Here is a 24,862-nt window from a genome sequence, read left to right on the forward strand (position 1 = left end):
GCGGATGATGACGACCCACGATCAGGGGCAGGGCGGTGAGCGGTTCCTCCGGGATGCCGCCACGATCCTCGCCTACCTGGAGGACCTGGCCCGCACGGGAACGGAAGCGGAACTGCTGGCCGAGGGCCACGGGAGCGTGGCGGTGCGGGTGGAGGAGGCCCGGGAGGCGCCCCCCGGCTTCCGGGTGCGGCCCCTGCCGGCCGGCTTGGGCCCCGGGGCCGCGGCCTCGCTCCTGTTCACCCTGGACGGCGTCCGCCTCCTGGCGCCCGTGACCCTGCTGGAGGGCGGCGCGGGAGGCGGGTGGTTCAGCCTTCCCGAAGCGGTGGGCTTCGCGGACCGGCGCACCCGCATGCGGGTCCACTTCGGCCCGCGGGAGAAGGCCACCGTCACGGCCCTGGAGGGCTTCCTGGGCGCCCGGGGCGTCACGGGGCCCCTGCTGAACCTCTCCCTGGAGGGCATCCGCATGCGCGTGGACCGGGCCATCACGGTGCGCGGCAAGGCCCCCCTGGCCCTGGGCGCCGCCACCTTCCCGCCCGGCTCCCGGTTTCCCATCCTGCGCATCGACCAGCTGCCCTATTCCCCCGTGCTGGTGTGCTCCGGCGTCCTGGCCCATGTGTCCCACGGCGCCGACGGCATCCAGATGGGCATCCGCTTCGTGGACCTGGGCGACATGGAGGCCCAGGCCATCCGCCAGGTCCTGGGCCGGAGGCTGCACAAATTCAACGCCGGATTCCCCGCCCGGGGGCGCCGGGAGGCGCCGGAAAAGGCCCTGGTGGACGTGCAGCGCGGCGAGGCCCCCGAGGACCCGCCCCGGGATTCCCGCAAGGACGGGCGCCGCATCCTCGTGGCCCTCACGGACGACCTGGACCGGACCATCCTGGCCTCCTCCCTGCGCGCCGACGGCTACCGGAAGGTCCACGAGGCCCGCAGCGCCGCCGAGGCCCTGGATCACCTGAAGGTCTTCCCCATGGACGTGGTGATCCTGGGGGAGACCGTCGGGACCCTCCCCGCCGCGGACTTCCTCGCCCGCATCCGCCGCAGGGGCGGCGACCACACACCGGCCCTCCTCCTGGCGTCCCAGGTGGACGTGCGCACCCTGGCCCTGGCCCGCACCGCCCAGATCGAGCACGTGCTGCCCCTGGGCGGCGACTACGGCGACGGCTTCCGGGACATCCTGGCGGGGCTCCTGGATACCTAGACGAGTCTCCGGCCTTCCAGGGCCCGGTCCAGGGTCAGGTCGTCGGCGTATTCCAGGTCGCTGCCGATGGGCAGGCCCAGGCCGATGCGGGTGGTGCGCAGGCCCAGGGGCTCCAGGATCCGGGCCAGCCACGAGGCCGTGGCCTCCCCGTCCAGGGTGGGGTTGGTGGCCAGGACGATCTCCTGGATGCGTTCGTCCTCCAGCCGGCGCAGGAGCTCGCGCACCTTGAGCTGGTCCGGGCCCACGCCCTTCAGGGGCGAGATGAGGCCGCCCAGGACGTGGTAGCGCCCGTGGAAGTGGCCGCTGCGCTCGAAGGTGAGGACGTTGCTGGCCTCGGCCACCACCACCAGGGTGCGGGAGTCGCGCTCGGGATCCGAGCAGATGGAGCACACGGGGCGGTCCGTGAAGGCCCCGCAGGTGGAGCAGAAGCCCACCGAGGTCGCCGCGTGGCGCAGGAGGTCGCCCAGGTGCTCCATGGCCCCGGGGCCCTCCTTCAGGAGGTGGAGCGCCATGCGCTGGGCGGACTTGGCGCCCACGCCGGGAAGCTTCTGGAGCGCTTCCACCACGGCTTCCAGGGGGGCCGGGAGCTTCATTACAGGCCGAGCCCGGGGATGTTGAGCCCGCCGGTGAGGCCGCCGGTGACCTTGCCCATGGACTCGTCCACCTTGGCGGAGGCGTCCTTGAAGGCGGCGGAGATGAGGTCCTCCAGCATGCTGGGATCCTCGGGATCCATGGCCTCCTTGGCCACGGAGATGCCCACCAGCTCCTTGGAGCCGTTGAGGGTGACCTTGACCATGGCGCCGCCGGCGGTGCCTTCGGCGCGGAGGTTCTTCTGGGCCTCCTGGAGCTTGGTCTGCATGGCCTGGGCCTGCTTCATGAGGAAACGCATGTCCATGGGGTTCTCCTAGGGTTTCGGGTGGTGGCGGTGGGGCAGGTGGAGGTGGACCCGGCGCAGGCGGCGGGCCACGTGGAGCATGGCGAAGTAGCCCAGGGGCATGGCCAGGGCGCTGAGCACGAAGCCGCCCAGCAGGTAGGGCAGGAGGATGGGCTTGAGCATCCCGAACAGGCAGTCCAGGCCCTCCCGGGATGCGAAGCTGCGCCAGGTGATCTCGTGCCAGCGGATGCCCCCGAGATTGAGGTTCAATCCCCGCCCGAGCAGGAGGTTGCCCATGTAGGCGCTGGCGGTGGCCATGGGGACCATGGTCCAGGGGTTGTTGATGAAGCACGCCAGGAACATGATGGGCCGGTGCAGGCGGCGGGAGAGGAAGCACGCCAGGAGGACGATGGCCGTGTGCAGCCCCAGGAGCGGGTTCCACGCCAGGGAGAAGCCCACCCCGAAGCTGAGGGCGACCTGCTCGGAGGTCATTTCCGGATGCAGGATGTGACTCTTGAGGGCGGCCAGCAACCCGGGCTTGGGTGCGTCCTGCGGGGGCTGATCGGTCATCGTTTCCTTGGGGTCGGGGCGAAGTGGTCGAAGCTGAGGTCCGGCATGGGCCGCAGCGTATCTCCATCATAGTGGAGAAGGGGCCCTTCGCCAGGATCCACCGCGGTGCCCACCGGGATCAGGGGGATCCCCAGGAGCCGCTCCAGTTCCGGGCGGGGCAGGGAGCTGGAGAAGCACCGCGCGTAGTCCTCGCCGCCGGCGATGGCCTCCCGGGTCAGGCCCGGGTCCAGGACGATGGATCTGCCCGAGGCCAGGGCCAGGGTGCGCAGGTCCCGGCTGAGGCCGTCGGAGATGTCCATGCAGGCATGCACTTCCGGAATCGCCGCGAGGCGGGGGCCCAGGCCGATGCGGGGCCTGGGGTCCAGGTGGGCCGAGACGTCGGGGTCCGGCAGCAGGGGGTCCTGGCCGGCCTGGAGCTTGCGCAGCCCCCGGAGGCTCGCGCCCAGTTCCTGGTCCGCGTAGAGGCCGTCACCGGTCTCCAGGGTGTCCCGGCGCAGCCACCGCCGCGCCGTGCCGAAGGCCGTGATGCCCAGCCCCAGCCCCCGGTCCCGGCCCACGGTGTCGCCGCCCAGGACGGGCACCCCCGTCTCCCGCGCGGCCTGGGCGAGGCCCCGGAGGAAGGCGTCCACCCAGTCCGCCTCCAGGTCCCGGCCCAGGGCCAGGGTGAGCGTGAACCCGGTGGGGACGGCCCCGCTGGCGTCCAGGTCCGAGAGGTTCACAAGAAGCAGCTTGCGGCCCAGGAGGGCGGGGGGATGCCAGTCCCGGCTGAAGTGCTGCCCATCCTCCATGAGGTCCGTGGTGACCAGGAGCGTCCCGCCCGGAGGGGCCGGAGGGATCCTCCCGCAGTCATCCGTCAGGTCCCCGCCGCCCGGAAAAAGATCCCGGATCCGGGCGAGGATGGCATTTTCCGATAGACGCACAACCCCTCCTGGATCCGTACCATAGCCCAGAAAACCAGCCCCGGCCAGCCGGGGCATTCGGTCACAATCCGGCTTGGAGGGCCGGGCCCGAGATGATAGGTTTGAGGAAGTGCAAACTGGTGGGGCCGAGGCCCCTGTTTAGGAGATACCCATGGCCATCACCAAGGTTTGGATCGAAGAAGGTTGCATCGTGTGCAACGCCTGCGACGCGGAATGCCCCGACGTCTTCCTCGTCACCGACACCACCTGCGTCATCAAGGGCGATGTGCGCGAGGACGGCCTCGAGACCGAGAACCGCGACGAGATGAGCTCCCTCAAGGGCGAGTTCCAGGACTCCATGGAAGCCGGCATCGAAGCCGCCGCCGCGGGCTGCCCCGTGGAAGTCATCAAGTTCGAGAAGGCCTAGCCTCCACCTTCCCGAAGAAAAGGGCGCCGCGAGGCGCCTTTTTCTTTGGAGGCTTGCCGGCCCCGGCCCTCCAGGGCCTTCCCGCGGTTCACCTTCTTTTCCCAGCGCCCCAGCGAGCCCTCTGCGCCCCAGCGTTTGATTTTTTCCAAGGGTCCTTCCGAATCGCCGCGGCCAAGCCGTTCCCGGCCTCGACCCGACCCCGCCTTCGCCCTGGGAATTCCGCTCCTAGCTCTCCCGAAGCCCGACATTCACCTCGAAGTCGCCGAACTCCGTCGTGAACGGGATGGCGATGCAAGGCACGTCCCCGCTGCGGCTGATCTTGTGCCCCACGCCGATGACCACCGTCGGGATGGAGATGTTGAGCTGGTGCCCGTCCTGGATGAGGCTCCGGCGGGCGTCGCCCACGACGATGTTGCCGATCTCGCCGATGGCGTCCTCGACGTTCTTGTTCAGGGTCTTGATCTCCTCCATGAGCATGTTGGAGGCGATCCTGCACGCCAGGGCCTCGGGCATGCTGATGATGATGGAGCCGGAGGTTTCCCCCGTGAGGCCGATGATGGCCGACACGTCGTAGGTGGTGATCAGGTCTTCCTTGAGCTCCAGCCCGGACTTCTCGGCCTGGATATTGGCCATCATGTCCAGGCTGCGGAGGGTGGACTCGATGAAAGGGTTAATGAAGGCAACGTTCATGGGGGGGAGGCCTCTCTGATTGTGTTCATTATTTCACTGGTTACGGCCCGGACGCGTGGATTATTTCCACAACCGATTGATGGCGGACCGCTTCAAGGGCAGGATGAAAGGGTAGGTTGAATGGAGTTTTCGCCCATGCTGGACCGATTGCAAGCTGAATTGAAGGCCTCGATGATGGCCCGGGACGCCGCGAGGACAGCCGTGCTCCGCATGGCCCTGGCGGCCTACAAGAACGAGGCCGTGGCCAAGGGGCTGGGTCCCCAGGGCGTCCTGGCCGACGCGGATGCCCTCGCCGTCATGAAGCGGCTTGTGAAAAGCCGCGAGGACAGCGTGGAGCAGTTCACCAAGGCCGGCTATGCCGACCGGGCCGCCACCGAGCTGGCGGAGATCCAGGTTCTCAAGGAATTCCTCCCCTCCATGCTGGGGGGAGCCCAGCTGGAAGAGGCCGTGCGCGCCGCCATCGCCCTGACCGGGGCCCAGAGCCGCAAGGACATGGGCGCCGTCATGAAGGCCCTCCAGGCCACCCACGGGGGCGCCTACGACGGGAAGGCCGCCAGCCAGATCGTCAATTCCCTGCTCGCCTAGATCCGACACCCCTTGAAAGAGACCCGATGAAGCAGACCAAGATGTTGATCCAGACCCTCCGGGAGGTTCCCCGGGACGCCGACGTGGTGAGCCAGCAGCTCATGATGCGCGCCGGCATGATCCAGAAGCTCGCGGCGGGCATCTACGACTACCTGCCCCTGGCCCTGCGCAGCATCCGCAAGTTCGAGCAGATCGTCCGGGAGGAACTGGCCAAGGACGGCTGCCAGGAACTGCTGATGCCCACGGTGCAGCCCGCGGAGCTCTGGCAGGAATCCACGCGCTGGTCCTTCTACGGCAAGGAGCTCCTGCGCCTCAAGGACCGCAAGGACGCCGAATTCTGCCTGGGCCCCACCCACGAGGAAGTGATCACCGACATCGTCCGCAAGAACGTCCGCAGCTACAAGCAGCTGCCCATGAACCTCTTCCAGGTCCAGACCAAGTTCCGGGACGAGATCCGGCCCCGGTTCGGGCTCATGCGCGGCCGGGAGTTCATCATGAAGGACGGCTACTCCTTCCACGTGGACGACGCGGACGCCGACAAGGGCTACTGGGAGATGTTCAACGCCTACAAGCGCATCTTCTCCCGCCTGGGCGTGAAGTTCCGCCCCGTGGAGGCCGACAGCGGCGCCATCGGCGGCAGCTTCACCCACGAATTCCACGTGCTGGCGGGTTCGGGCGAGGACGGCATCCTCTCCTGCGATTCCTGCGAGTACACCTCCAACGTCGAGAAGACCGAGGCGCCCCGCATTCCCGCCGTAGACCACGGCCCGGCCCAGGGCCTCAGCCGCTCCCACTTCCGCACCCCGGGGATCACGGCCATGGAGGAGCAGGCGAAGGCCTTCAAGGACGACGCCCACGACGGCCTTCCGCTGCACCAGACTTCCAAGGTGTACTGGCTGACCGCGGAATTCCCCGGGGAGGGCGACGCCACCCGCCAGGTGGCCGTGGCCTGCGTCCTCCGGGGCGACCACGAACTCAACCCCGTCAAGGTCAAGAACTACCTGGGCGCCGCGGATCTCCAGCCCATGGCCGACGGCGAGGACTTCTGCGGAGCCGCCCCCGGCTTCCTGGGTCCCCTCCCCCAGGAGGGCACCCGCCACTGGGCCCTGCACCAGGCGCCCAAGGACGCCCTGGTGTACCTCGTGGACCGCAGCCTGGAAGGCGCCGTCAACCTCACCTGCGGGGCCAACGTCACCGAATGCCATCATTTCGGCTTCGACCCCAAGCGCGACCTGCCCGGGGCCGTCTTCCTCGACCTGCGCATGGCCCAGGAGGGCGACCTCTGCCCCCGCTGCGGCAAGGGGCATTTCCAGGCCTTCCGGGGCATCGAGGTGGGCCAGGTCTTCAAGCTGGGCACCAAGTACTCCAGGAAGATGAACTGCGTCTACGTGGACGAGCACGGCAAGGAGAACCCCATGGTCATGGGCTGCTACGGCATCGGGATCACCCGCACCGTGGCCGCGGCCATCGAGCAGAACTACGACGCCGACGGCATCGTCTGGCCCTGGCCCATCGCCCCGTACCAGGTCCACCTCCTGGACCTGGACCCCGGGAACGGGGAGGTCCGCGGCGTCGCCGACGGCCTGGAGCGGGACCTGGAGGCCGCGGGCTTCGAGGTGCTCCACGACGACCGGGAGGGCCTCAGCCCGGGGGCCAAGTTCAAGGACGCGGACCTGCTGGGCTTCCCCCTGCGCGTCATGGTGGGCTCCAAGGGCCTCAAGGACGGCGTGGTGGAATTGAAGGACCGGCGCACCAAGGAGCTGCGCAAGGTGCAGCCCGCGGCCCTGGTCGCGGAAGTGATGGAAGCCAGGGACCGCATCCTGCGGGAACTGGAGATCCAGGGCGGGAGGTGAGCATGCCGGAAGGCCCGGTCTACCTCACCACCTTCATCGAGGGCGTCCTCGTGCACGGATCGGCCATGCCCTTCGTGCTCCTGGTGCCCTCGGTGCATCCGCCCCACCGGGGCCTCCTCATGCCGCCCCAGGTGCCCTGGTCCCCGGGCTACCTGCCCCCGGCCCTCCTCCAGGCCCAGATCGACACCACCTGGAAGATCCCCTTCCGGTTCCACGACCCCTCCCGGCTGCCGGTGGTCTTCGACGAGCGCACCTCGCGGCTCCCGACCCCCTGGCTCCTGCGCCTGGAGGGCCTGGAAGGCCAGCAGCGCCTCTACCTCACCCACCTGCTGCGCACCAAGGCCCCCGAGGAGCAGGTCCCCCCGCCCCCCGAAGGCGGGCAGTGGGTGGGGGAGAAGGCCCTGGCCTCCCTGGACCTGGTGCCCGGGGTGCGGCGGCTGTGCCAGGCCGCCCTGGCCCTCGTGAAGGAACTGTAGGCCCGGCGGGCGCATCCCCGTCCAGGTCCATTTGGGTCGGCATGGTATGCCATCATGCCTTCCGGGAGTATTGAATGTTTCCAGCGTCTTCCCAGGATCAGGCCGCGCCGCGGCCGGCGGTCTTCATCGACCGGGACGGGACCCTCAACGTGGAAGTGGGCTACCTCCACCGGCCCGAGGACGTGGTGCTGGTGCCCGGGGCCGCCCAGGCCCTGGCCCGGCTCAACGCCCTGGGCATCCCGGTGGTGGTGGTCACCAACCAGAGCGGCATCGGCAAGGGCCGCTACGGCTGGGACGAGTTCCACGCCGTCATGGACCGCATCGCCGAGCTCCTGGCCCCGCACGGCGCCCGCATGGACGCCATCTACGCCGCCCCCCACCACGAACGGGGCCAGGGCGACTACGCCCACCCCGATCACCCCGATCGCAAGCCCAACCCCGGCATGCTGATCCGGGCCGCCGAAGAGCACGGCCTGGACCTGGCCCGCAGCTGGATGGTGGGCGACAAGGCCCTGGACCTGGAGGCCGGGCGTAACGCCGGGTGCCGGTCGGCCCTGGTGCGCACGGGGTACGGCTCCCAGGTGGACGGCGCCCTGGCCGACCTGGTGGCCGCCGACCTCCCCGAGGCCGTGGACCGCATCCTGGCCGGGGGCCTGCGGTGAAACTGGCCCCCAAGTACGCCGCCCTGGTGGTGGTGGGCCTGGCCTTCTTCGCCGACACGGTGGTGTACGCCATGCTCCCGCCGCTCCTGCCGGCCTACGCGCGGCTCCACGGCCTGAGCCAGACCCAGTTGGGGTTCCTCTTCGGCAGCTACGCCGGGGCCCTGCTCCTGGCGGCCCTGCCCCTGGGCACCTGGGCCGACCGCCACGGGCGCCGCGGGCCCTTCCTGGGGGGCCTGGTGGGCTTCGGGGGCGCCACCATCCTCTTCGCCTTCGCGGGGAGCTTCCCGCTGCTCCTCCTGGCCCGGGTCCTCCAGGGCATCGCCGCCGCGGCCACCTGGGTGGCGGGCCTTTCCATGCTGGCGGACCACTTCCCCTCCCACCAGCGGGGCAGGGCCATGAGCACCTGCTTCGCCTGCGCCAACCTCGGCCTCTTCCTGGGCCCCTCCTTCGCGGGATGGATGACCCGGGTGTGGAACATCCGCGCCGCCTTCCTCTTCGCCGCGGGCCTGGCGGTGCTGGACGCCCTGGTGCGCCTGACCCTGCTGCCCGCGGACCCGCCCGCCCAGCCCGGCGGCGCGGGCTACCTGGGCCTGCTCCGGGACCGCACCGTGCGGGTCTTCGCCGGCGCCATGGTCCTGGGCTCCGTGCTGGGCGCGGTGCTGGAGGCGGTCCTGCCCCTCCACCTCGCCAACCACCTGGGCATGGACGCCATGGCCATCGGCCTGGCCTTCACCACCGCCGCCCTGGCCAGCATCGTCACCTCCCCCCTGGTCGGCCACTGGACCGACCGCCGTGGGGCCCGGGGCCCCCTGCGCCTGGGCATGGCCCTGGCCGCGGCGCTCCTGGCCACCGCGGCCTTCCTGCCCACCCGGGCCGCCGTGTACGCCTACATGCTGGCCATGGGCGGCACCTGCAGCCTGCTCATGTCCCCCTGCGGCCCCGCCCTGGCCGGGCACGTGGAGCGCAAGGGAAGCACGGACTTCGGATCGGTGTTCTCCCTCCTCAACATCGCCTTCTCCCTGGGGCTGATGGTGGGCCCCATGGCCGGATCGGCCCTGTCGGACCTGGTCGGGCTCCGGGTGGCCATGGCGGTGCTGGGCGCGGCCTTCGTCCTCTACCTCCTGCCGCTCCTGAAGGAGATGCATCCATAACTGGTATGGACAAAACCCGCTTTCGTCACGGGATGGGTGGGCTTCATCCCCTTCATCCCATGCATCCTGTTCATCCCTGTCAGGCAGGGCCAAGGCTTCATTGGGTAGGCGCTTGCGGGTAATGCATGCGCCGACCCAAGCCATCGCTGGCCCTGCGAGACAGGGATGAACGCCGATGGGGGGGATGAACAGGATTGGGGATCCTTGCCCTTGCGCTACGCACGCTTTCCCCGGTGTTCAAGGGTTCTGTCACCCCTTCCTAAAAGAACCGACTCTTCGGACCTCCGGCGGCTCCCGTATACTTCCGCCTAGCGGAGACCCCATGCTGATCCAGAAGAACGGCCTTGTCCCCGGCATCATTCTCAAACGGTACAAGCGCTTCCTCGCGGATGTCGAATTGCCCGGCGGGGAAATCATTACGGCCCACTGCACCAACACCGGCACCATGGCCTCCTCCTGGGAACCCGGCGACGCCGTCCTGCTGGAGCCCAGCGCCAACCCGGCCCGGAAACTGGCCTACACCTGGCTCGCATGCAAACGAGCAGGCACCTGGGTGGGGGTGGAGACGGGCATGCCCAACCGGGTGGTGGCCGAGGCCGCCCGGCAGGACCGGCTGCCCGGTTTGCCGGGGCTCCATTCGGTGCTCACCGAGCAGAAGTACGGCGACGAGCGGAGCCGCATCGATGTGCTGGCGCGGGACGCGTCGGACCGCTGCGTCTACATCGAGGTGAAGAACACCACCCTTCGCGTGGGGGACCTGGCCTGCTTTCCCGACGCCGTCAGCCTCCGCGGCGCCAAGCACCTGCGGGAGCTCCGGGCCATGGTGCGCCTGGGGCACCGCGCGGCCATCGTGTTCTTCGCGCACCGGGGCGACGTGACGGGCTTCGACGCGGCCCGGGAGATCGACGCGGACTACGCCGCGGAACTGGACCGGGCCCTGGCGGGGGGGGTGGAGATCCTGCCCCAGGCGGTGGCCCTGGAGGCCCGGCCCGGGCCCGGAGGGCTCTGGACCCTGGCCTGGGACCTGCCGGGAGTGCTTCCCTGGCGGCGAAGGGTGTGAAAATCTCGGGGGCTGCCCTACAATCAAGGTTCTGGCACGTTCAACCTGTCTTTGCTCATGGAGAAGCCATGCCCGAACTCTTGAAGACCCCCCTCAATGCCGTCCACCGGGCCCTCGGGGCCAAGATGGTGGACTTCGGCGGCTGGGACATGCCGGTGCAGTACCCCACCGGCATCATCAACGAGCACGTGGCCGTGCGCACCAAGGTGGGCCTGTTCGACGTGAGCCACATGGGCGAGATCCGCGTCAAGGGCCCCCAGGCCATGGCCTTCCTGGACTGGCTCACCCCCAACGCCGTCGTGAAGCTGGCCCACGGCCAGATCCACTACACCGCCTTCCTCTACGAGAACGGCACCTTCGTGGACGACCTGCTCCTGCACAAGATCGCCGACGACCACTTCCTCCTGGTGGTGAACGCCTCCAACGTGGACAAGGACTTCGCCTGGGTGAAGAAGCACGCCGCCAAGTGGGACGTGGAGGTCACCAACGAGAGCGACGCCACCGGCCAGGTCGCGCTCCAGGGCCCCCTCTCCATCGACGTGCTCCAGCCCCTGGTGGACATCGACCTCTCCCAGATCAAGTACTACTGGTTCGCCTTCGGCAACTTCAAGGGCATGCCCGCCATGTTCGCCCGCACCGGCTACACCGGCGAGGACGGCTTCGAGGTCTACTGCCCCGCGGAAAAGACCGCCTGGGTCTGGAACGAGCTCATGGAGAGCGGGAAGCCCCACGGCCTCGTCCCCACGGGCCTGGGCTGCCGCAACACCCTGCGCCTGGAGGCCAAGATGGCCCTCTACGGCCACGAGATCGACGACACCACCAACGCCCTGGAAGCCGACCTGGGCTGGATCATCAAGCTCAACAAGGGCGAGTTCCTGGGCCGGGAGGCCCTGGCCACCCTCAAGGAGCAGGGCCTCGGCCGCAAGCTGGTGGGCTTCCGCATGCTGGAGAAGCGCGACATCGCCCGGGACCACATGGACGTCCTGGTGGACGGGAAGAAGGCCGGCTACGTCACCAGCGGCTCCCCCAGCACCACCTGCGGCTTCAACCTGGGCCTGGCCTACGTTCCCATCAGCAACGCCCCTCTGGGCTCCCGCATCCACGTCGACATCCGCGGCAAGGCCTGCGAAGCCGAAGTGATCCCCACCCCCTTCTACAAGCGCGCCAAGTAGTCCCACCTGGCAACCCCTGACCGGCCCACCGCGGCTAGAATCATCCCTCTGGAGGAATCCATGTACCCCGCCGACGTGAAGTACACCAAGAACCACGAATACCTCAAGCCCCTGGGCGACGGCACCGCGCTCGTGGGCATCACCCACTACGCCCAGGAGGCCCTGGGCGACGTGGTGTTCGTGGACATGCCCGAAGTGGGCGCCAAGTTCAAGGCCGGCGACGAGTTCGGCACCGTGGAATCGGTGAAGACCGTGTCCGAGATCTTCATCCCCTCCGCCTGCGAAGTGATCGAGATCAACGGCGAGCTGGAAGCCCACCCCGAGTACGTCAACGAGGACGCCTACGGCAAGGGCTGGATGCTCAAGGTCAAGCTCGACGGCGGCCTCAACTCCGAGCTGCTGGACGCCGCGGCCTACGAGGCCCTGGTCAGCGCTGAGAGCCACTGAATGGCCTGCCCGGCCCCGGATAGCCCCCGTCGCATCCGGGGCCGGCTCCTGGCCCTGATCACGGCCGGCTGGGTGGGCCTGGCGGCCTTCGCGGCCGCGCCGGTCCAGCCCGCCAAGCCCGCCCTCCCCCCCCAGCCCCCCAAGGCCTCCGCGCCCCGGCCGCGGCCCGAGGTGGCCCGGCTCCGGACCCTGGTGGAGGACGGCGAGCGCAACGCCCAGGAGAAGGACTGGGACAGCGCCGGCACCCGCGCCGAGGAGGCCGAGGTGCTCGTGGCCGACTGGCCCGAGGAGGCCCTGGAATCGCCCGAGGTGAAGGCGCTCCTGGACCGGCTCCAGGACCTGGAATCCCATCTCCCCGACAGCGAAAGCGCCCCCGCCACCCCGGACCCCGGCCTCAAGGAGGCCACCGAGGTGGTGCCCCTTTCCGGCGAGGCCCTGAAGGCCGAGCTGGAGCAGGTCAAGGGCTCCACCGCGGGCGCGCAGTACGACTTCCCCATCGACCTCAACGACAAGGTCCTGGCCTGGGTCCACGAGTTCACCACCAGCAAGCGCGGCTTCATGGAGCGCACCCTGTCCCGGGCCACCATGTGGCTGCCCATGGCCCGGCAGATATTCGCCGAGGAGCGCATCCCCCAGGACCTGGCCTACCTCGCCGTCATCGAATCGGGCTTCATCAACAGCGCCCGCAGCTACGCCCAGGCCGTGGGCATGTGGCAGTTCATCCGGTCCACGGGGCGCATCTACGGCCTCAACGGCAACGCCTGGGTGGAGGAGCGCCGCGATCCCGTCAAGGCCACCCGCGCCTCGGCGCGCTACCTGCGGCGCCTCTACGAGACCTCCGGCGACTGGTACCTGGCCCTGGTGGGCTACAACGCCGGTCCCCTCACCACCGACCGCGCCGCCCAGAACATCGGAAGCCGCAACTTCTGGGACATGGCCCGCAGCCGCTGGCTCCGGAACCAGACCAAGAACTACGTGCCCGAACTGTGCGCGGCCATCCTCATCGGCCACGATCCCGAGCGCTACGGCTTCAAGGTGGAGCAGCTCCAGCCCTACGCCTACGAGACCGTGGAGGTGGACCGCATGACCAGCCTCGCGGTCCTGGCCCGCTACGCCGGCACCGACGTGGATTCCCTCAAGGAACTGAACCCCGAGCTCCTGCGGGCCAGCACGCCCCCGGGGCGCTACACCCTGCGCGTGCCCCCGGGCCTCAGCGGCGCCACGGCCCGGGCCCTGGCCCGCATCCCCGCGAACCAGCGGCTGGACTTCCAGTCCTACAAGATCCGCAAGGGCGACACCCTGGCCAAGCTGGCCGCCAAGTTCAAGCTCAGCCCCGAGGATCTGCTGGAGGCCAACGACCTGAAGAAGGGCCAGTTCCGGGCCGGCAAGGTCATCAAGGTGCCGCCTCCGCCCCCGGCCCCCATCGACAACCGCGATCTGCTCAACCCCGTGGAGCGGTCCAAGGTCATCGAGGACCATCCCTTGGAAGCGCTCCCCACCATTCCTGCGCCCGTTCCCGAGCCCGCTCCTCAGCCGGCCCCCGAAGCGGACCTGCCGCCCGTTCCTCAGGCCGTCAAGGCGCCCGCCCCCAAGCCTGCCCTGGAAACCCGCCCCCGCACCCACCTGGTGAAGAAGGGCGAAACCCTCTTCGCCATCGCCACCCGGTACGGCCTGGAGGTGGACCATCTGCGGAAGTGGAACAAGATCAAAGGCAACCGGATCCAGAGTGGCCAGCGCCTCCGCCTTGGCCCCTGAATTTGTGCTTGCGGTTTTCTCCATCCGGTGGCATGATTATTACTTCCCCCGGGGCTATAGCTCAGCTGGGAGAGCGCTTGCATGGCATGCAAGAGGTCAGCGGTTCGATCCCGCTTAGCTCCACCAAAACAGAGGCCACCAACCCGGTGGCCTCTTTTCGTAGAACAGCCCAGATGCTCGCCAGCCTAAACCACGCCTTCCTCAGCTTCGGCCCCCACGAGGTGCTGAAAGATGTCACCTGGGCCATCCAGGAGGACGAGTGCTGGGGCGTCATCGGCCGCAACGGCGCCGGCAAGAGCACCGTCTTCAAGGTGCTGCTGGGCGAACTGGAACTGGACAACGGCACCGTCGTGCGGCCCACCGCCGAGCGGGGCATCCGGGTGGGCCACTACGCCCAGGACCTGGTGCCGGCCACGGGCGGCACCGTCCTGGAGGAGGCCATGGCCGCCTTCGGGGACGTGGAATCCCTCCAGCACGAAATGCGCGAGCTGGAGCACCGCATGGCCGAGCCGGGCGTGGACCTGGAGGCCGTGATGGCGCGGTACCAGGACGTGCAGGAATCCTTTGAGCGCCTCGACGGCTTCACCATCCGCAGCCGCGCCGAGAGCATCCTCTTCGCCCTGGGCTTCGCCCCCGACATGCTGGAGAAGAGCGTCCTGGAACTGAGCGGCGGCCAGAAGAGCCGCGTGATGCTGGCCAAGGCCATCCTCCAGGGCCAGGACCTGCTGCTGCTGGACGAGCCCACCAACCACCTGGACCTGCCCAGCCTGCGCTGGCTGGAGAGCTTCATCAACGGCACCAACGCCACCGTGGCCGTCATCAGCCACGACCGCTACTTCCTGGACCGCATCGCCACCAGCATCCTCGAGATCGAGCTGGGCCGCAGCCGTTCCTACGAGGGCAACTACACCGAGTTCATCGAGAAGAAGGAAGCGGAGATCGAGATCGCCGAGCGCCATTTCGAGCGCCAGCAGGAGTACATCAAGCGGCAGGAGGACTACATCCGCCGCAACATCGCCGGCCAGGACACCAAGATCGCCCGGGGCCGCCGCACCCAGCTGGGCAAGCTCCAGCGGCTGGAGAAGCCCCTCAAGGACCGCCGCCGCATCAAGTTCAGCTTCCCCGAGACCCAGCGCAGCGGCGACACCGCCCTGGTGCTGGACAAGGCCTCGGTGGGCTGGGACGGCGTGCCGCTCTTCGCGCCCCTGGAGCACTTCCAGATCAAGCGCGGCCAGAAGCTGGCCATCGTGGGCCTCAACGGCACCGGGAAATCCACCCTGCTCAAGGCCATCGCCGGCGAGATCGAATTCCTCTCCGGGGGCTCGCGCCTGGGCAGCCAGGTGAAGCTGGGCTACTTCGACCAGCACCACAAGAACTTGGATGCCCGCAACACCGTCTTCCAGCAGATCCAGGCGGTGGTGCCCATGGCCCCCAAGCAGGACGTGCTGGGCTTCCTGGCCAAGTTCTCCTTCCGGGGCGACGACGTGGACAAGCCCGTCACCGTCCTCAGCGGCGGCGAGCGCGCGCGGCTTTCCGTGGCCACGCTCATCCGCGAAGGCGTCAACCTCCTGCTGCTGGACGAGCCCACCAACCACATGGACATCCATTCCATGGAGGCCATGGAGGACACCATCCTCAGCTTCACCGGCGCCGTGGTGGTGGTGACCCACGACCGCTACCTCCTGGGGCGCGTGGCCGACAGCATCCTGCGGGTGCACGAGAACCGCACGGAATTCCGCGAGGGCGGCTACGAGGACAACCAGGCCTGGGTGGACCTGGACATCGGCGAGGAGCCCGAGGAGCCCAAGGAGGAGGAGAAGCCCAGGCGCAAGGCCGAGGCCGCCCCCCAGCCCCCGAAGTCCCAGCCCCAGAAGCCGCAGCCCGTGGACCGCGAGCGCCAGAAGACCGTCAAGCGCTGGGAGCGCAAGGTGCAGGAGGCCGAGGCCGCCGTGGCGGACCTGGAAGGGCGCCTGGCCGGCCTCGCCCGGGACCTGGCCGCCGCGGATCCCGCCGACTGGGAGCTCTTCGGCGCCAAGCTGGACGCCCAGAAGGCCCTGGAAACCGAGCTCGCCTACGCCATGAGCGCCTGGGAGGAGGCCCAGACCTCCCTGGAGGAAGCGCAGAAGTAGCCGCTATACTGGCGTATCCATTCGATGGGGGTACCCGGGTGACTGTCTTCTTCCGTTACGGCGCGATGAACGCCGGCAAGAGCATCCAGGTGCTCACCGTGCGCTACAACTACCAGGAGCGCCACCAGAGCGTGCACCTCTACAAGCCCAGCGTGGACACCCGCGAGGGGGCCAACCTCATCCGGGCCCGCATCGGGCTGGAAGCGCCGGTGGACGCCATGATCAAGCCCGACACCGACATCGTGGAGCTCCACGCGGCCACCGTGGCCCGCCGCGGCCTGCCCAACTGCATCCTCATCGACGAGGCCCAGTTCCTCACCCGCGCGCAGGTGATGCAGTTCTGCGAGCTCTCCGACACCACCGGCATCCCCGTCATGGCCTTCGGGCTGCGCTCGGACTTCCGCGGGGAGCTCTTTCCCGGATCCGCGGCCCTGCTGGCCCTGGCGGACCGCATCGAGGAGCTGAAGACCATCTGCTGGTGCGGCAAGAAGGCCACCATGAACGCCCGCATCGTGGACGGCAAGGTGGTCATGGAAGGCCCCCAGGTGCTCATCGGCGGCAACGAGAGCTACACCGCCCTGTGCCGCAAGCACTGGAAGGAAGGCATCAGCGCCCCCCCGGCCTGAGGCCTTCTGGCGCATTGATCCCGGGACCGGCCTGGGCCATTCTGGAGGGCGGAGCGCTTATGAGTCTTCTGCTGGCCGTGGACGTGGGCAACACCAACATCGTCCTGGGCATCTTCGACCTCGCCGCCGGCGAGGGCGGCCCCATCCTGCATTCCTGGCGCCTGGCCACGAGCCGGGAGCGCACCGTGGACGAGTACGGCCTCTCAAGCCTGGCCCTGCTCAAGCACGCCGGCATCGATCCCGCGGCCATCCGGCACGTGGTCATCTCCAGCGTCGTGCCGCCGCTCCACCCGGTCCTGGACGCCTGGCTCCGGGTCTACTTCAAGTCCGAGCCCCTGTGGATCGAGCCCGGCATCAAGACCGGCCTCAAGGTCCTGCTGGACAACCCCGCCGAGCTGGGCGCGGACCGCATCGTCAACGCCGTGGCCGGCCTGGAGGCCTACGGCGCCCCGCTCATCGCCGTGGATTTCGGCACCGCCACCACCTTCGACGTGGTCAACGAGAAGCGCGAGTATCTGGGAGGGATCATCTGCCCCGGCCTGAAGATCAGCGCCGAGGCCCTGTTCCAGCGGGCCTCGCGGCTGCCCCGGGTGGAGATCGCCGAACCCGAGCGGCTCGTGGGGCGCTCCACCATCCAAGCCATGCAGTCGGGCCTCTACTACGGCTACGTGGGCCAGGTGGACGGCATCCTGGAGCGGCTCCTGGCCGAGTACCCCGGCTCCAAGGTGGTGGCCACCGGCGGCCTGGCCAAGGTCATCGCCCCCTCCAGCCGCTTCATCCACGAGGTGGCGCCGGACCTCACCCTGGACGGCCTGCGCATCCTCTGGCTGAAGAACCAGAAGCCATGCCCCTCCCGCTGATCCGCCTGGGGGTGGTGGACTCCACCCAGGCCTTCCTGGAGCGCCACCCCGAACTGGGCTGCTGCGCCGTCCTGGCCGGGGAGCAGCTCAAGGGCCAGGGCCAGGCCGGCAACGCGTGGGTGAGCCGCCCCGGGGCCGGCCTCTGGCTCAGCGCCTGCCTGCCCGCGCCCCGGGTCCCCCCCGGCCTCCTCCTGCAGCGGGCCATGGCGGCCGTCCTGGAGGTCCTGGAGCCCGCCGGCGCCCCCCTGGGCCTCAAGTGGCCCAACGACCTCGTGGGGCGCAGGGAGGGCCGCCTGGTGAAGCTGGGCGGCATCATCGGCCAGGCCAAGGGCGACCGGGTCCTCCTGGGCCTGGGCCTCAACCTCACGGAGGCCCCCGCCATTCCGGAACGGGCCATCCCCCCCGCCTGCCTCCGGGACCTGGCCAAAGGCGGCGTGCCGGAGGCCGGCGCCCTGGCCCGGGATATCCTCGAAGCCTGGGAGGACCTGGAGATCCCCCGGGAAGCCCCCTTCCTGTGGCCCGCCCCCGGCGACCCCATCCGGTGGGAGCAGGGCGAGGGCGTCTGCGTGGGGTGGCTGGGGGATGGGCGCCTGCGGGTGGAACGCCCCGGGGGCGGGCACGTGGACCTGACGGCCGGGGACGTTTCGGGCCTGGCCTGAAGGGCCGGTCAGCGGAAGGCGATTACCGGCCCGAAGGCCGCGCGGCGGGTCCACACCAGGTACAGTTCCAGGACCAGGGCCAGCACCCCGGGCCCCAGGCCCGAAGGCGCCAGGAAGACATGGAAACAGATGATGTTCACCAGCACCGGCGCCAGCAGCGTCAGGGCCAACGGAACGAACCGGCCAACGAGCAGCATGAGCCCGGCCGCCAACTGGGTTCCCGCAACCAGCTGCATGAGGTAGCCGGTCTTCATCATGGCCCCCGCGAAGGCGGCGGCCCCCTCGGGCATGGGGGCCGTGGGCCGGGGCAGGAAGTCCAGGAAACCGTTGAGTCCGGTGACCACGAACAGCAGGCCCAGCAGGATGCGGGCGGCGATGGGCGCGGCTTTGGAAAGAAAACGCGAAATGGGCATGGGGGCCTCCGCCCCTTAGATGCCGGTCAGACGCTTCCCTTCTCCAGCATCGCCTTCAGCCGCGCGTACCCGCTCTTGCTCACCGGCAGCCGCGTGCCGTCGTGCAGCACCGCGATCCAGCTCTCCGAGGGGGTCTGCTCCAGCCTGGCCAGGCGGTCCAGCTGGATGATGAAGCTGCGGTGGATGCGCAGGAAGCGGTTGGGGTCCAGCCTCGTCTCCAGGCTGGAGATGGTCTGCTGCTTCAGGTGGCTCTTCTCGGGGGTCTTCAGGAGGACGTAGTCGTCCTGGGCCTGCACGTAGTCCAGCTTGGCCAGGGGGATGAGGGTCACCTTCGTGCCGTCCTTGACCACGAGGCGGTCCAGGGGCCAGTCGCTTCGGGCCGCGTCGGAGAGCTCCGCGGGCTGGGGGCCCGAGGGGGCGCCCTGGTCGCAGCGGGCCTTGGCGCGCACCAGGGCCTCCTCGAAGCGCTCGGCGTCGAAGGGCTTGAGGAGGTAGTCCACGGCGTGGACCTCGAAGGCCTTGAGGGCGTGCTGGTCGTAGGCCGTGATGAAGACCACCGTGGGCTGCGGGTCCAGCAGCTCCAGGACCTCGAAGCCGTTGAGCTTGGGCATCTGGATGTCCAGGAAGAGCAGATCGGGCTTGTGCTCCGTGGCGGCCTTGACGGCCTCGAAGCCGTTGGCGCAGCTGGCCACCACCCGGATCTCGGGGTGGACGCCCAGGTGCTCCTGGACGATGGCCCGGGCCAGGTCCTCGTCGTCCACGATGATGGCGGTGTAGGTTCTCTCGCTCATGGCTTGACCTCGCATGGAAATACCATCCGGACCCGGTGGACCCCGTCGGTGGTGCCCGCCTCGAAACGCATGCGGTCCCCGAACCGCATCTGGAGCCGGCTGCGCACCTGGCGCTGCCCCATGCCCAGGCCGTGCACCACCGGCGTGTCGGGATCCACGGGGTTCTCCACCCGCAGCTCCAGGACGTTGCCCTCCCTGCGGGAGGCCACGCGCACCACGCCGCCCTCCGTGAGCCCGGCGATGCCGTGCTTGATGGCGTTCTCCACCAGGGGCTGCAGGAGGAGGGCGGGGATCTCCTCGCCCAGGGTGGCGGGGTCCAGCTCCCACTGCACCTGGAGCCGGCTCCCGAAGCGGATCTGCTCGATGGAGAGGTAGGCCTTGAGGAGGTCCACCTCTTCCGAAAGGGACACCAGGCGCTTCTCCCCGAGCCTCAGGCTGCCCCGCAGGAAATCCGAGAGCAGGATGCACATGGTCCGGGCCTTGGGCGGATCGATGGTGGTCAGGGCGCTGATGGAATTCAGGCTGTTGAAGAGGAAGTGGGGGTTGAGCTGGGCCCTCAGGGCGCGCAGCTCGGCGTCCTGGGCCAGGATGCGGAACTCCGCCTCCCGGGCCTCGCTCTGCTTGCCCAGGTCCACGGCGTCCAGGAGGTAGTGGAGGGTGAGGGTGGCCAGGTAGAGCACCGCGCCGATGCCCACCAGGGTGGGCAGGGCCGCGTGGGCCCGGTGGTAGAGCCCCGTGAGCGGCGTCGCCTTGGCCAGGCACCAGGCCAGGGCCAGGCCCGCCCCGGCCCACAGGGCGGCCATGATGACCGCCGCCAGGATCCACGCCGTCCAGTGGCTGCCCACCCGCGTGGAACGCAGGGGCAGGGCCCGGCACAGGTACCAGGAGGACAGGAACATGAAGGCGCCGCCGGCCCCCATGGGCACCGCCAGCGCCAGGGCCTCCGCCAGGCGCCAGTCCTGGCTCATGGCCACGAAGGTGAGGAGCGCGACGATGGGGACCCACCCCAGGAGGTAGGTCCCCAGGCGCGCGCGGCTGCTGAGGATGGGATTCACGTCAGTTCATTACGGTGAGGCCGCCGAACAGGACCAGTCCCGTGACGACCAGGTGGACCCTGGGGGCCTCCCCTTCGGCCGAAGGCATGGGGAGGGTCTTGTCCTCGAAGCCGCCCAGGAGCGCCGTGCCCTTCATGGAAACCGCCCAGTGCTGCGGGATCTTGATCTCGCCCCCGCCGAACAGCACGAAGACGTCCACCCGCACCTGGTTGCCTTCGATGGTGGCCTGGCGCAGATCCAGCTCGAAGCCCCCGAAGATCGCCGTGAGCTCGCCGCCCTTGAAGTCCTGGTGGGTGACCCGGCGCTTGCTGCCGCCCAGGATGGCCGTGGCGGAAACGAAGCTGTCGTGGGCCGCCAGGTCCGGGGGCACGCCCCGGTTCTTGCGCAGGGCCTTGGTGACCAGGAAGACGCCCACCGCCACGATGAACAGGGGCCCCATGGCGCTGGCCAGGCTGTCGCTGCCGAAGTTGTGCACGAGGATGAAGGCGCCCGCGAGCATGAAGAGGTAGCCCGAGATCCCCTTTTCCGCGGAACCCCGGCTCACCTTGCCGATGCCCACGATGATGAGCACCACGGGCCAGAGATTCAGGAAGAAGTGCTCGTTGTCGCGCACGAAGGGCAGGTTGTCCAGGGCCGCGAGGATGCCGATCACGATGATGGCGATGCCGATCCACAGGCGGGTGGACTGGGGCTGCGGGGCGGGGGTCTCATTCATCGTTTGCATGGATCTCTCCGGTAAAGCCTAGCAGATCATCAGGAGCGGCCACTCTTCTGAGCGCTGTTCATGGGAATGAGGGCGATGAGGGTGGGGGTGAGCAGCGCGGAGAACCACCAGAGGGCGACGGGGCAGCACTGGATGACGCCCTGTATGAATTCCATGGTTCGAACCTCCCTGCATCCAGGCTACGGACGCCGGGGCCCCGGGGGAGGGGCCATTCGGCGAACGCCGGACCCCGATCGGCGAACGGAGGCTATTCCCAGTCCACCCGGCCGCCGCGGCTCCGTTCCAGCCAGAGCGCGGCCAGGGCGGCCTCCCGGGCCCCGTCGGCCGTGAGGGGCAGGCGGAAGCGCAGGATGGCCTGGGCCCCCCGGAAGTCCTGGCCCAGGATCTCCGCCTCCGGGAAGGCCCCCAGCACCGAGAAGGGCAGGTGGGCCTGGCCGGCCTCGGCCGTGATGGAACCGGCGCGCCAGGCCCGGACGGCCTCCAGGAGCCCCTGCTCCCGGGCCGCGGCGATGGCCCCCTGGACCCCCTCCGTGTAGGCCCGCACCAGGCCCCCGGTGCCCAGCTTCGTGCCCCCGAACCACCGGATGCACACGGCCAGCACGTCCACCAGGCCCTCGCCCTCCAGGACCCGGAGCATGGGCGGCCCGGCGGTGCCCGAGGGCTCCCCGTCGTCGTCGGCGCCCTGGGCCCCGCCCAGCTCCCGCCAGGCGGTGCAGTGGTGGTTGGCGTCGAAGTCCCGCTTGCGCAGGCGGACCAGGATGGCCTCCCGCTCCCCGGCGTCCCCCGCGGGGTGCAGCTCGGTCAGGAAGACCGAGGCCTTCTCCCTGAACCTGTGGACGGCGGGTGCGACGGGACGCTGCATGTCTTCCAGCATGCCAAAAAAAAGCTCCCGTTTCCGGGAGCTCTTTTGCCTACTTCGTGCCGAGGTCCTGGAGGATCTTCGGATTGGGATCGTCCTGGGCCAGGATGGTGTGGCAGGTGTCGCAGTCGGCGGCGATGGTGCGGCCGTCCTTGCTGGTGTGGCTCCCGTCGTGGCAGCGGAAGCACCCGCCGTCCTGGTGCCCGATGTGGTTGGGATGGGTGCCCCAGGTGAGCTTCATCTCGGGCGAGACGTTGCGCAGGTAGGCGTCCTTCACCGCGATGGCCGCCGCGTCCACCAGGGCCTTCTTCTCCTTGTAGACCTCGGGGTAGTTGGCCGCGTAGAAGTCCACAAGCGCCTTGGGAATGCGCGCCGCCGCGTCGTCCTGGCTCTTGTACTCCCCCTTGAGGATCTCGACGCCCTTCTTGTGGATGAAGGGGATCTCGCGGCTGACGAGGCCCTCCTGGATGCGCCGGTCCATGGCCCACTCGGGGCTCTCGAAGGCGTGGGTGGGCCGGTTGTGGCAGTCCACGCAGTCCATGCTCCGCTGGGGGAGCTTGGCGAGCTGCTCGGGAGTGAGCTTGGTGTCCGAGGAGACGTACTCCACCATCTGGCCCTTGTCGTCCCGGTAGACCACCCGGGGGATCACCTGGCGGCGCTCGTCGCCGGCCGAGTAGGTGATGCGCTCCGAGGTGTCGATGTGGCGCCCGTGGATGCCGGTGTTGGCCTCGCCGCTGCGGCCGCCGATCTTGAGCATGAGGACGGTGATGGCGGGGGTGTTGGCGATGTCGTCGCCGTAGTGGGTCTTCACGAGGATCTTGTTGCCGTGGAACTTCTGGGGCCAGTGGCAGGACTCGCAGGTCTCCTTCGCCGGGCGCAGGCTCTCCACGGGGCTGGGGATGGGCCGGTGGTAGTTGTTGAACATCACCCCGAACAGCTGGCGCACGCCGGCGAGCTTGGCCCGCATGAAGGAGTCCGCGCCGGGGCCGATGTGGCACTGGGCGCAGCCCACCCGGGAGTGCGGCGAATCCACGAAGGCCCGGTACTCCATGATCATGGGCGTGTGGCAGGTGAGGCCGCAGAACTTGCTGGAGTCCATGTACTCCACGCCCCGCACCGTCGCCACGCCCAGCAGGGCGATGTTGAGGACGGTGGCCACCGCCACCACGGAAAGGACCTTGCGGATGTGCCGGGTGGTGAGGTCCACCTTGGGGATGACCGCGGGCTTCTCCCCGGCCTTGGTCATCCTCTTGTACTTGAGCCACATCCCGAAGGGGATGAGGAACAGCCCCACCAGGAACAGCAGGGGCAGGAGCACGAAGAGGAGGATGCCCACGTAGGGCAGCGCCGAATGCGGGCTGGCCAGCTCCCGGAACCAGGACCACAGGAGCGTGAAGCCCGTGGCGGTCGTGAGGATGCCCGCGCAGATGCTCACCCAGTTGTCGCCGTAGAAGAAGGCGTGCCTGAACCACACCGTGAGCCTGTCTCTCCAATCCATGGTCAAACTCCTATTCGGACAAGATTATCCGATATTGAACCTATTGGGAACGAGGCATTAGATCACAAATTCCGGGGGGGCGCCGAGCTTCTGGAGGCTCCGGGCCAGACGGGATTCATAGCGGCCGGCCAGGTCGACGCCCGGCATCCACCGGGCCCGGTCCCAGTCCAGGGCCAGGACCCGCCCATCCGGGAGCACCTGGAAGTTGGTGGCGTTGAGGTCGGGGGCGTAGAGGCCCCAGGCGCAAAGCGCGGCGATGAGGGCGCGCACCTGGGGCAGGGCGGCGGCGTCCCAGGCGCGGGGCCAGGGCGCGCCCCCCGCGAACCGGGTGAGGAAGACCCCCTCGCAGCCCCAGAGCCGGGGCCGGAACCCCCAGCCCAGCGGCTCCACCGTGGGAAATCCTGCCTCCCACAGGGCCCGGTGCACCTGGAATTCCCGGTCGAAGCGGGCCGGGCCGGGGTAGAGGGCCGCGTTGACGTGGCGCACCAGGCCCCCCCGGCGGTAGGGGCGGATCACCGCGTCCCCGCAGCGGAAGACGCCGCCCCGCCCGAAGGCGCCGCCCAGGGGTTCCGGCGCGCCATCCAGGTCCAGGCCGGGCACGGCCTGGAGGGTCCAGAGGCCCTCCAGCCCCGGCAGGGCCGCGGTGCGGGTCCCGGGGCCGGGGCCGGGTTCCCGCGGCGCGAAGGGCCAGGAGGGGGGCAGGGGTGGATGCATGGTCCCCATTAGATCATTCTTCGGCCGTCCAGGGCCCCCGCCGCGTGGGCACCTGGAGGGCCGCGGCCAGGCGCGCCAGGAACGCGTCCCGGCCCACCACCCGGGCCCCGAGGGTCTCCAGGTTGGGGTTGGGCACCTGGCCGTCGATGAGGTGGAAGCCCCAGCCCCAGGCCCGCCGGCACAGGGCCGCGAAGGCCGCCCGGGAGGCGTAGCTCTCCAGGCTGAACATGCTCTCCCCGAAGAAGGCCGCCCCCAGCGAAACGCCGTAGAGCCCCCCGCGCAGCTCCCCGTCCCGCCAGGCCTCGAAGCTGTGGGCGTAGCCCTGGCGGTGCAGGGCCAGGTAGCCCTCCTGGATCTCCCGGGTGATCCAGGTGCCGTCCTGGCCGGCGCGCTCCACCCGGGCGCAGTGCCCGATCACCTCCGCGAAGCAGGTGTCCACGCGCACCTCGAAGGGCCGCCGCGCCAGGGCGCGGCGGGTGGACCGGGAGAGGTGCTCATCCCCCGGAAGGAGGATGGCCCGTTCCGGGGGGGACCACCACAGGATGGGGGACCCCTCGCTGTACCACGGGAAGATGCCCAGGCGGTAGGCGTTCAGGAGCCGCGGCGCCGAAAGGTCCCCCCCCACCGCCAGCAGGCCCTCGCCATCGGCCCGCCGGGGGTCGGGGAAGGCCGGTTGGGGACCGAGGCTGAAGACGGGGGCCATGGGGACGGATTA

General features: G+C 69.4%; 29 protein-coding genes and 1 tRNA gene. 16 read left to right on the plus strand and 14 right to left on the minus strand.

Annotation, left to right across the window (positions count from 1 at the left end; translation table 11 throughout):
• The first annotated feature begins 7 nt into the window (after positions 1 to 7).
• Positions 8 to 1,198: a response regulator gene (locus R2J76_RS07210; RefSeq protein ID WP_316415151.1), complete on the plus strand. Its 1,191-nt coding sequence runs from the start codon at positions 8 to 10 to the stop codon at positions 1,196 to 1,198.
• On the opposite strand, the gene recR is transcribed toward R2J76_RS07210, so the two are convergent.
• The 4 genes from recR to R2J76_RS07230 are packed head-to-tail and all read right to left on the minus strand — an operon-like array spanning position 1,195 to position 3,562.
• On the minus strand, positions 1,195 to 1,791 hold the full coding sequence (gene recR / locus R2J76_RS07215) for a recombination mediator RecR (protein WP_316415152.1): 597 nt from the start codon (positions 1,789 to 1,791) through the stop codon (positions 1,195 to 1,197). The genes R2J76_RS07210 and recR overlap by 4 nt on opposite strands.
• The gene (locus tag R2J76_RS07220) at positions 1,791 to 2,093 is read right to left on the minus strand and encodes a YbaB/EbfC family nucleoid-associated protein (protein ID WP_316415153.1); all 303 of its coding nucleotides are present in this window, start codon (positions 2,091 to 2,093) and stop codon (positions 1,791 to 1,793) included. The genes recR and R2J76_RS07220 overlap by 1 nt, the downstream gene beginning before the upstream one ends.
• Before the next feature lie 9 nt (positions 2,094 to 2,102).
• Positions 2,103 to 2,642 carry a DUF2062 domain-containing protein gene (locus R2J76_RS07225; protein WP_316415154.1) on the minus strand — a complete coding sequence of 180 codons (540 nt, stop codon included), beginning with the start codon at positions 2,640 to 2,642 and terminating at the stop codon, positions 2,103 to 2,105.
• On the minus strand, positions 2,639 to 3,562 hold the full coding sequence (locus R2J76_RS07230) for a thiamine-phosphate kinase (RefSeq protein ID WP_316415155.1): 924 nt from the start codon (positions 3,560 to 3,562) through the stop codon (positions 2,639 to 2,641). The genes R2J76_RS07225 and R2J76_RS07230 overlap by 4 nt, the downstream gene beginning before the upstream one ends.
• Positions 3,563 to 3,713: 151 nt before the next feature.
• Between R2J76_RS07230 and R2J76_RS07235 the strand changes: the two genes are divergently transcribed.
• Positions 3,714 to 3,968 carry a ferredoxin gene (locus R2J76_RS07235; protein ID WP_316415156.1) on the plus strand — a complete coding sequence of 85 codons (255 nt, stop codon included), beginning with the start codon at positions 3,714 to 3,716 and terminating at the stop codon, positions 3,966 to 3,968.
• 225 nt (positions 3,969 to 4,193) lie between these two features.
• Here the strand turns inward: R2J76_RS07235 and R2J76_RS07240 are convergent, their stop codons facing one another.
• Positions 4,194 to 4,658, minus strand: coding sequence for a chemotaxis protein CheX (locus R2J76_RS07240; RefSeq protein ID WP_316415157.1), 465 nt, complete (start codon positions 4,656 to 4,658; stop codon positions 4,194 to 4,196).
• A 135-nt stretch (positions 4,659 to 4,793) separates the two neighbouring features.
• Here R2J76_RS07240 and R2J76_RS07245 point away from each other — a divergent pair, with 135 nt between their 5' ends.
• The 14 genes from R2J76_RS07245 (at position 4,794) to R2J76_RS07310 (ending at position 18,093) form a co-directional block, all read left to right on the plus strand.
• Positions 4,794 to 5,243: a GatB/YqeY domain-containing protein gene (locus R2J76_RS07245; protein ID WP_316415158.1), complete on the plus strand. Its 450-nt coding sequence runs from the start codon at positions 4,794 to 4,796 to the stop codon at positions 5,241 to 5,243.
• Positions 5,244 to 5,269: 26 nt separating this feature from the next.
• On the plus strand, positions 5,270 to 7,096 hold the full coding sequence (locus tag R2J76_RS07250) for a proline--tRNA ligase (RefSeq protein WP_316415159.1): 1,827 nt from the start codon (positions 5,270 to 5,272) through the stop codon (positions 7,094 to 7,096).
• A gap of 2 nt (positions 7,097 to 7,098) precedes the next feature.
• The gene (locus R2J76_RS07255; protein WP_316415160.1) at positions 7,099 to 7,572 is read left to right on the plus strand and encodes a hypothetical protein; all 474 of its coding nucleotides are present in this window, start codon (positions 7,099 to 7,101) and stop codon (positions 7,570 to 7,572) included.
• Positions 7,573 to 7,646: 74 nt separating this feature from the next.
• Positions 7,647 to 8,234 (plus strand): D-glycero-alpha-D-manno-heptose-1,7-bisphosphate 7-phosphatase, encoded by a 588-nt coding sequence (locus R2J76_RS07260; protein ID WP_316415161.1) that lies wholly within the window; start codon positions 7,647 to 7,649, stop codon positions 8,232 to 8,234.
• Positions 8,231 to 9,385, plus strand: a complete 1,155-nt coding sequence (locus R2J76_RS07265) for an MFS transporter (protein WP_316415162.1) — start codon at positions 8,231 to 8,233, stop codon at positions 9,383 to 9,385. The genes R2J76_RS07260 and R2J76_RS07265 overlap by 4 nt, the downstream gene beginning before the upstream one ends.
• Before the next feature lie 322 nt (positions 9,386 to 9,707).
• Positions 9,708 to 10,445 (plus strand): DNA/RNA nuclease SfsA, encoded by a 738-nt coding sequence (gene sfsA, locus R2J76_RS07270; protein ID WP_316415163.1) that lies wholly within the window; start codon positions 9,708 to 9,710, stop codon positions 10,443 to 10,445.
• 68 nt (positions 10,446 to 10,513) lie between these two features.
• The gene (gene gcvT / locus R2J76_RS07275; protein WP_316415164.1) at positions 10,514 to 11,617 is read left to right on the plus strand and encodes a glycine cleavage system aminomethyltransferase GcvT; all 1,104 of its coding nucleotides are present in this window, start codon (positions 10,514 to 10,516) and stop codon (positions 11,615 to 11,617) included.
• 60 nt (positions 11,618 to 11,677) lie between these two features.
• On the plus strand, positions 11,678 to 12,064 hold the full coding sequence (gcvH, locus tag R2J76_RS07280; protein ID WP_316415165.1) for a glycine cleavage system protein GcvH: 387 nt from the start codon (positions 11,678 to 11,680) through the stop codon (positions 12,062 to 12,064).
• A complete protein-coding gene (locus R2J76_RS07285; protein ID WP_316415166.1) occupies positions 12,065 to 13,819 on the plus strand; it encodes a LysM peptidoglycan-binding domain-containing protein in 1,755 nt (584 codons plus the stop codon).
• A 50-nt stretch (positions 13,820 to 13,869) separates the two neighbouring features.
• Positions 13,870 to 13,945: transfer RNA gene (locus tag R2J76_RS07290), tRNA-Ala, on the plus strand.
• A gap of 47 nt (positions 13,946 to 13,992) precedes the next feature.
• Positions 13,993 to 15,948 (plus strand): ABC-F family ATP-binding cassette domain-containing protein, encoded by a 1,956-nt coding sequence (locus R2J76_RS07295; protein WP_316415167.1) that lies wholly within the window; start codon positions 13,993 to 13,995, stop codon positions 15,946 to 15,948.
• A 38-nt stretch (positions 15,949 to 15,986) separates the two neighbouring features.
• Complete coding sequence (locus R2J76_RS07300) at positions 15,987 to 16,574, plus strand: thymidine kinase (protein WP_316415168.1); 588 nt, start codon at positions 15,987 to 15,989, stop codon at positions 16,572 to 16,574.
• A gap of 59 nt (positions 16,575 to 16,633) precedes the next feature.
• Positions 16,634 to 17,434: a type III pantothenate kinase gene (locus R2J76_RS07305; protein WP_316415169.1), complete on the plus strand. Its 801-nt coding sequence runs from the start codon at positions 16,634 to 16,636 to the stop codon at positions 17,432 to 17,434.
• Complete coding sequence (locus R2J76_RS07310) at positions 17,419 to 18,093, plus strand: biotin--[acetyl-CoA-carboxylase] ligase (protein WP_316415170.1); 675 nt, start codon at positions 17,419 to 17,421, stop codon at positions 18,091 to 18,093. Before R2J76_RS07305 ends, R2J76_RS07310 begins: the two co-directional genes overlap by 16 nt.
• Positions 18,094 to 18,101: 8 nt before the next feature.
• On the opposite strand, the gene R2J76_RS07315 is transcribed toward R2J76_RS07310, so the two are convergent.
• From R2J76_RS07315 to aat, 9 genes are all read right to left on the minus strand, one after another.
• Positions 18,102 to 18,506, minus strand: a complete 405-nt coding sequence (locus R2J76_RS07315) for a DoxX family membrane protein (protein ID WP_316415171.1) — start codon at positions 18,504 to 18,506, stop codon at positions 18,102 to 18,104.
• Positions 18,507 to 18,532: 26 nt separating this feature from the next.
• Entirely contained in the window at positions 18,533 to 19,297 is a 765-nt protein-coding gene (locus R2J76_RS07320) for a LytR/AlgR family response regulator transcription factor (protein ID WP_316415172.1), read from the minus strand.
• Positions 19,294 to 20,352, minus strand: coding sequence for a sensor histidine kinase (locus R2J76_RS07325; protein ID WP_316415173.1), 1,059 nt, complete (start codon positions 20,350 to 20,352; stop codon positions 19,294 to 19,296). Before R2J76_RS07325 ends, R2J76_RS07320 begins: the two co-directional genes overlap by 4 nt.
• 1 nt (position 20,353) lies before the next feature.
• A complete protein-coding gene (locus R2J76_RS07330) occupies positions 20,354 to 21,076 on the minus strand; it encodes a LiaF transmembrane domain-containing protein (RefSeq protein ID WP_316415174.1) in 723 nt (240 codons plus the stop codon).
• 29 nt (positions 21,077 to 21,105) lie between these two features.
• Positions 21,106 to 21,231, minus strand: coding sequence for a hypothetical protein (locus R2J76_RS07335; protein ID WP_316415175.1), 126 nt, complete (start codon positions 21,229 to 21,231; stop codon positions 21,106 to 21,108).
• A gap of 92 nt (positions 21,232 to 21,323) precedes the next feature.
• Positions 21,324 to 21,938: a YigZ family protein gene (locus R2J76_RS07340; RefSeq protein WP_316415176.1), complete on the minus strand. Its 615-nt coding sequence runs from the start codon at positions 21,936 to 21,938 to the stop codon at positions 21,324 to 21,326.
• A gap of 49 nt (positions 21,939 to 21,987) precedes the next feature.
• The gene (locus R2J76_RS07345; RefSeq protein WP_316415177.1) at positions 21,988 to 23,433 is read right to left on the minus strand and encodes a NapC/NirT family cytochrome c; all 1,446 of its coding nucleotides are present in this window, start codon (positions 23,431 to 23,433) and stop codon (positions 21,988 to 21,990) included.
• Between the two features lie 57 nt (positions 23,434 to 23,490).
• Positions 23,491 to 24,147: a protein kinase family protein gene (locus R2J76_RS07350; RefSeq protein ID WP_316415178.1), complete on the minus strand. Its 657-nt coding sequence runs from the start codon at positions 24,145 to 24,147 to the stop codon at positions 23,491 to 23,493.
• Between the two features lie 13 nt (positions 24,148 to 24,160).
• A complete protein-coding gene (gene aat / locus R2J76_RS07355) occupies positions 24,161 to 24,850 on the minus strand; it encodes a leucyl/phenylalanyl-tRNA--protein transferase (protein ID WP_316415179.1) in 690 nt (229 codons plus the stop codon).
• Positions 24,851 to 24,862: the final 12 nt, after the last annotated feature.

The organism is Mesoterricola silvestris (assembly GCF_030295405.1).
In the GTDB taxonomy this organism is placed as follows: domain Bacteria; phylum Acidobacteriota; class Holophagae; order Holophagales; family Holophagaceae; genus Mesoterricola; species Mesoterricola silvestris.

Bases quoted from the DNA above. Each gene is read 5' to 3' on its own strand.
- R2J76_RS07330 (WP_316415174.1), bottom strand. From the start codon at position 21,076: ATGCAAACGATGAATGAGACCCCCGCCCCGCAGCCCCAGTCCACCCGC.
- sfsA (WP_316415163.1), top strand. From the start codon at position 9,708: ATGCTGATCCAGAAGAACGGCCTTGTCCCCGGCATCATTCTCAAACGG.
- R2J76_RS07250 (WP_316415159.1), top strand. From the start codon at position 5,270: ATGAAGCAGACCAAGATGTTGATCCAGACCCTCCGGGAGGTTCCCCGG.
- R2J76_RS07310 (WP_316415170.1), top strand. From the start codon at position 17,419: ATGCCCCTCCCGCTGATCCGCCTGGGGGTGGTGGACTCCACCCAGGCC.
- R2J76_RS07340 (WP_316415176.1), bottom strand. From the start codon at position 21,938: ATGCAGCGTCCCGTCGCACCCGCCGTCCACAGGTTCAGGGAGAAGGCC.
- gcvT (WP_316415164.1), top strand. From the start codon at position 10,514: ATGCCCGAACTCTTGAAGACCCCCCTCAATGCCGTCCACCGGGCCCTC.
- aat (WP_316415179.1), bottom strand. From the start codon at position 24,850: ATGGCCCCCGTCTTCAGCCTCGGTCCCCAACCGGCCTTCCCCGACCCC.
- R2J76_RS07225 (WP_316415154.1), bottom strand. From the start codon at position 2,642: ATGACCGATCAGCCCCCGCAGGACGCACCCAAGCCCGGGTTGCTGGCC.
- R2J76_RS07220 (WP_316415153.1), bottom strand. From the start codon at position 2,093: ATGGACATGCGTTTCCTCATGAAGCAGGCCCAGGCCATGCAGACCAAG.
- R2J76_RS07260 (WP_316415161.1), top strand. From the start codon at position 7,647: ATGTTTCCAGCGTCTTCCCAGGATCAGGCCGCGCCGCGGCCGGCGGTC.
- R2J76_RS07210 (WP_316415151.1), top strand. From the start codon at position 8: ATGACGACCCACGATCAGGGGCAGGGCGGTGAGCGGTTCCTCCGGGAT.
- R2J76_RS07350 (WP_316415178.1), bottom strand. From the start codon at position 24,147: ATGCATCCACCCCTGCCCCCCTCCTGGCCCTTCGCGCCGCGGGAACCC.
- R2J76_RS07255 (WP_316415160.1), top strand. From the start codon at position 7,099: ATGCCGGAAGGCCCGGTCTACCTCACCACCTTCATCGAGGGCGTCCTC.
- R2J76_RS07335 (WP_316415175.1), bottom strand. From the start codon at position 21,231: ATGGAATTCATACAGGGCGTCATCCAGTGCTGCCCCGTCGCCCTCTGG.
- R2J76_RS07235 (WP_316415156.1), top strand. From the start codon at position 3,714: ATGGCCATCACCAAGGTTTGGATCGAAGAAGGTTGCATCGTGTGCAAC.
- R2J76_RS07295 (WP_316415167.1), top strand. From the start codon at position 13,993: ATGCTCGCCAGCCTAAACCACGCCTTCCTCAGCTTCGGCCCCCACGAG.
- R2J76_RS07345 (WP_316415177.1), bottom strand. From the start codon at position 23,433: ATGGATTGGAGAGACAGGCTCACGGTGTGGTTCAGGCACGCCTTCTTC.
- gcvH (WP_316415165.1), top strand. From the start codon at position 11,678: ATGTACCCCGCCGACGTGAAGTACACCAAGAACCACGAATACCTCAAG.
- R2J76_RS07240 (WP_316415157.1), bottom strand. From the start codon at position 4,658: ATGAACGTTGCCTTCATTAACCCTTTCATCGAGTCCACCCTCCGCAGC.
- recR (WP_316415152.1), bottom strand. From the start codon at position 1,791: ATGAAGCTCCCGGCCCCCCTGGAAGCCGTGGTGGAAGCGCTCCAGAAG.
- R2J76_RS07285 (WP_316415166.1), top strand. From the start codon at position 12,065: ATGGCCTGCCCGGCCCCGGATAGCCCCCGTCGCATCCGGGGCCGGCTC.
- R2J76_RS07305 (WP_316415169.1), top strand. From the start codon at position 16,634: ATGAGTCTTCTGCTGGCCGTGGACGTGGGCAACACCAACATCGTCCTG.
- R2J76_RS07315 (WP_316415171.1), bottom strand. From the start codon at position 18,506: ATGCCCATTTCGCGTTTTCTTTCCAAAGCCGCGCCCATCGCCGCCCGC.
- R2J76_RS07245 (WP_316415158.1), top strand. From the start codon at position 4,794: ATGCTGGACCGATTGCAAGCTGAATTGAAGGCCTCGATGATGGCCCGG.
- R2J76_RS07320 (WP_316415172.1), bottom strand. From the start codon at position 19,297: ATGAGCGAGAGAACCTACACCGCCATCATCGTGGACGACGAGGACCTG.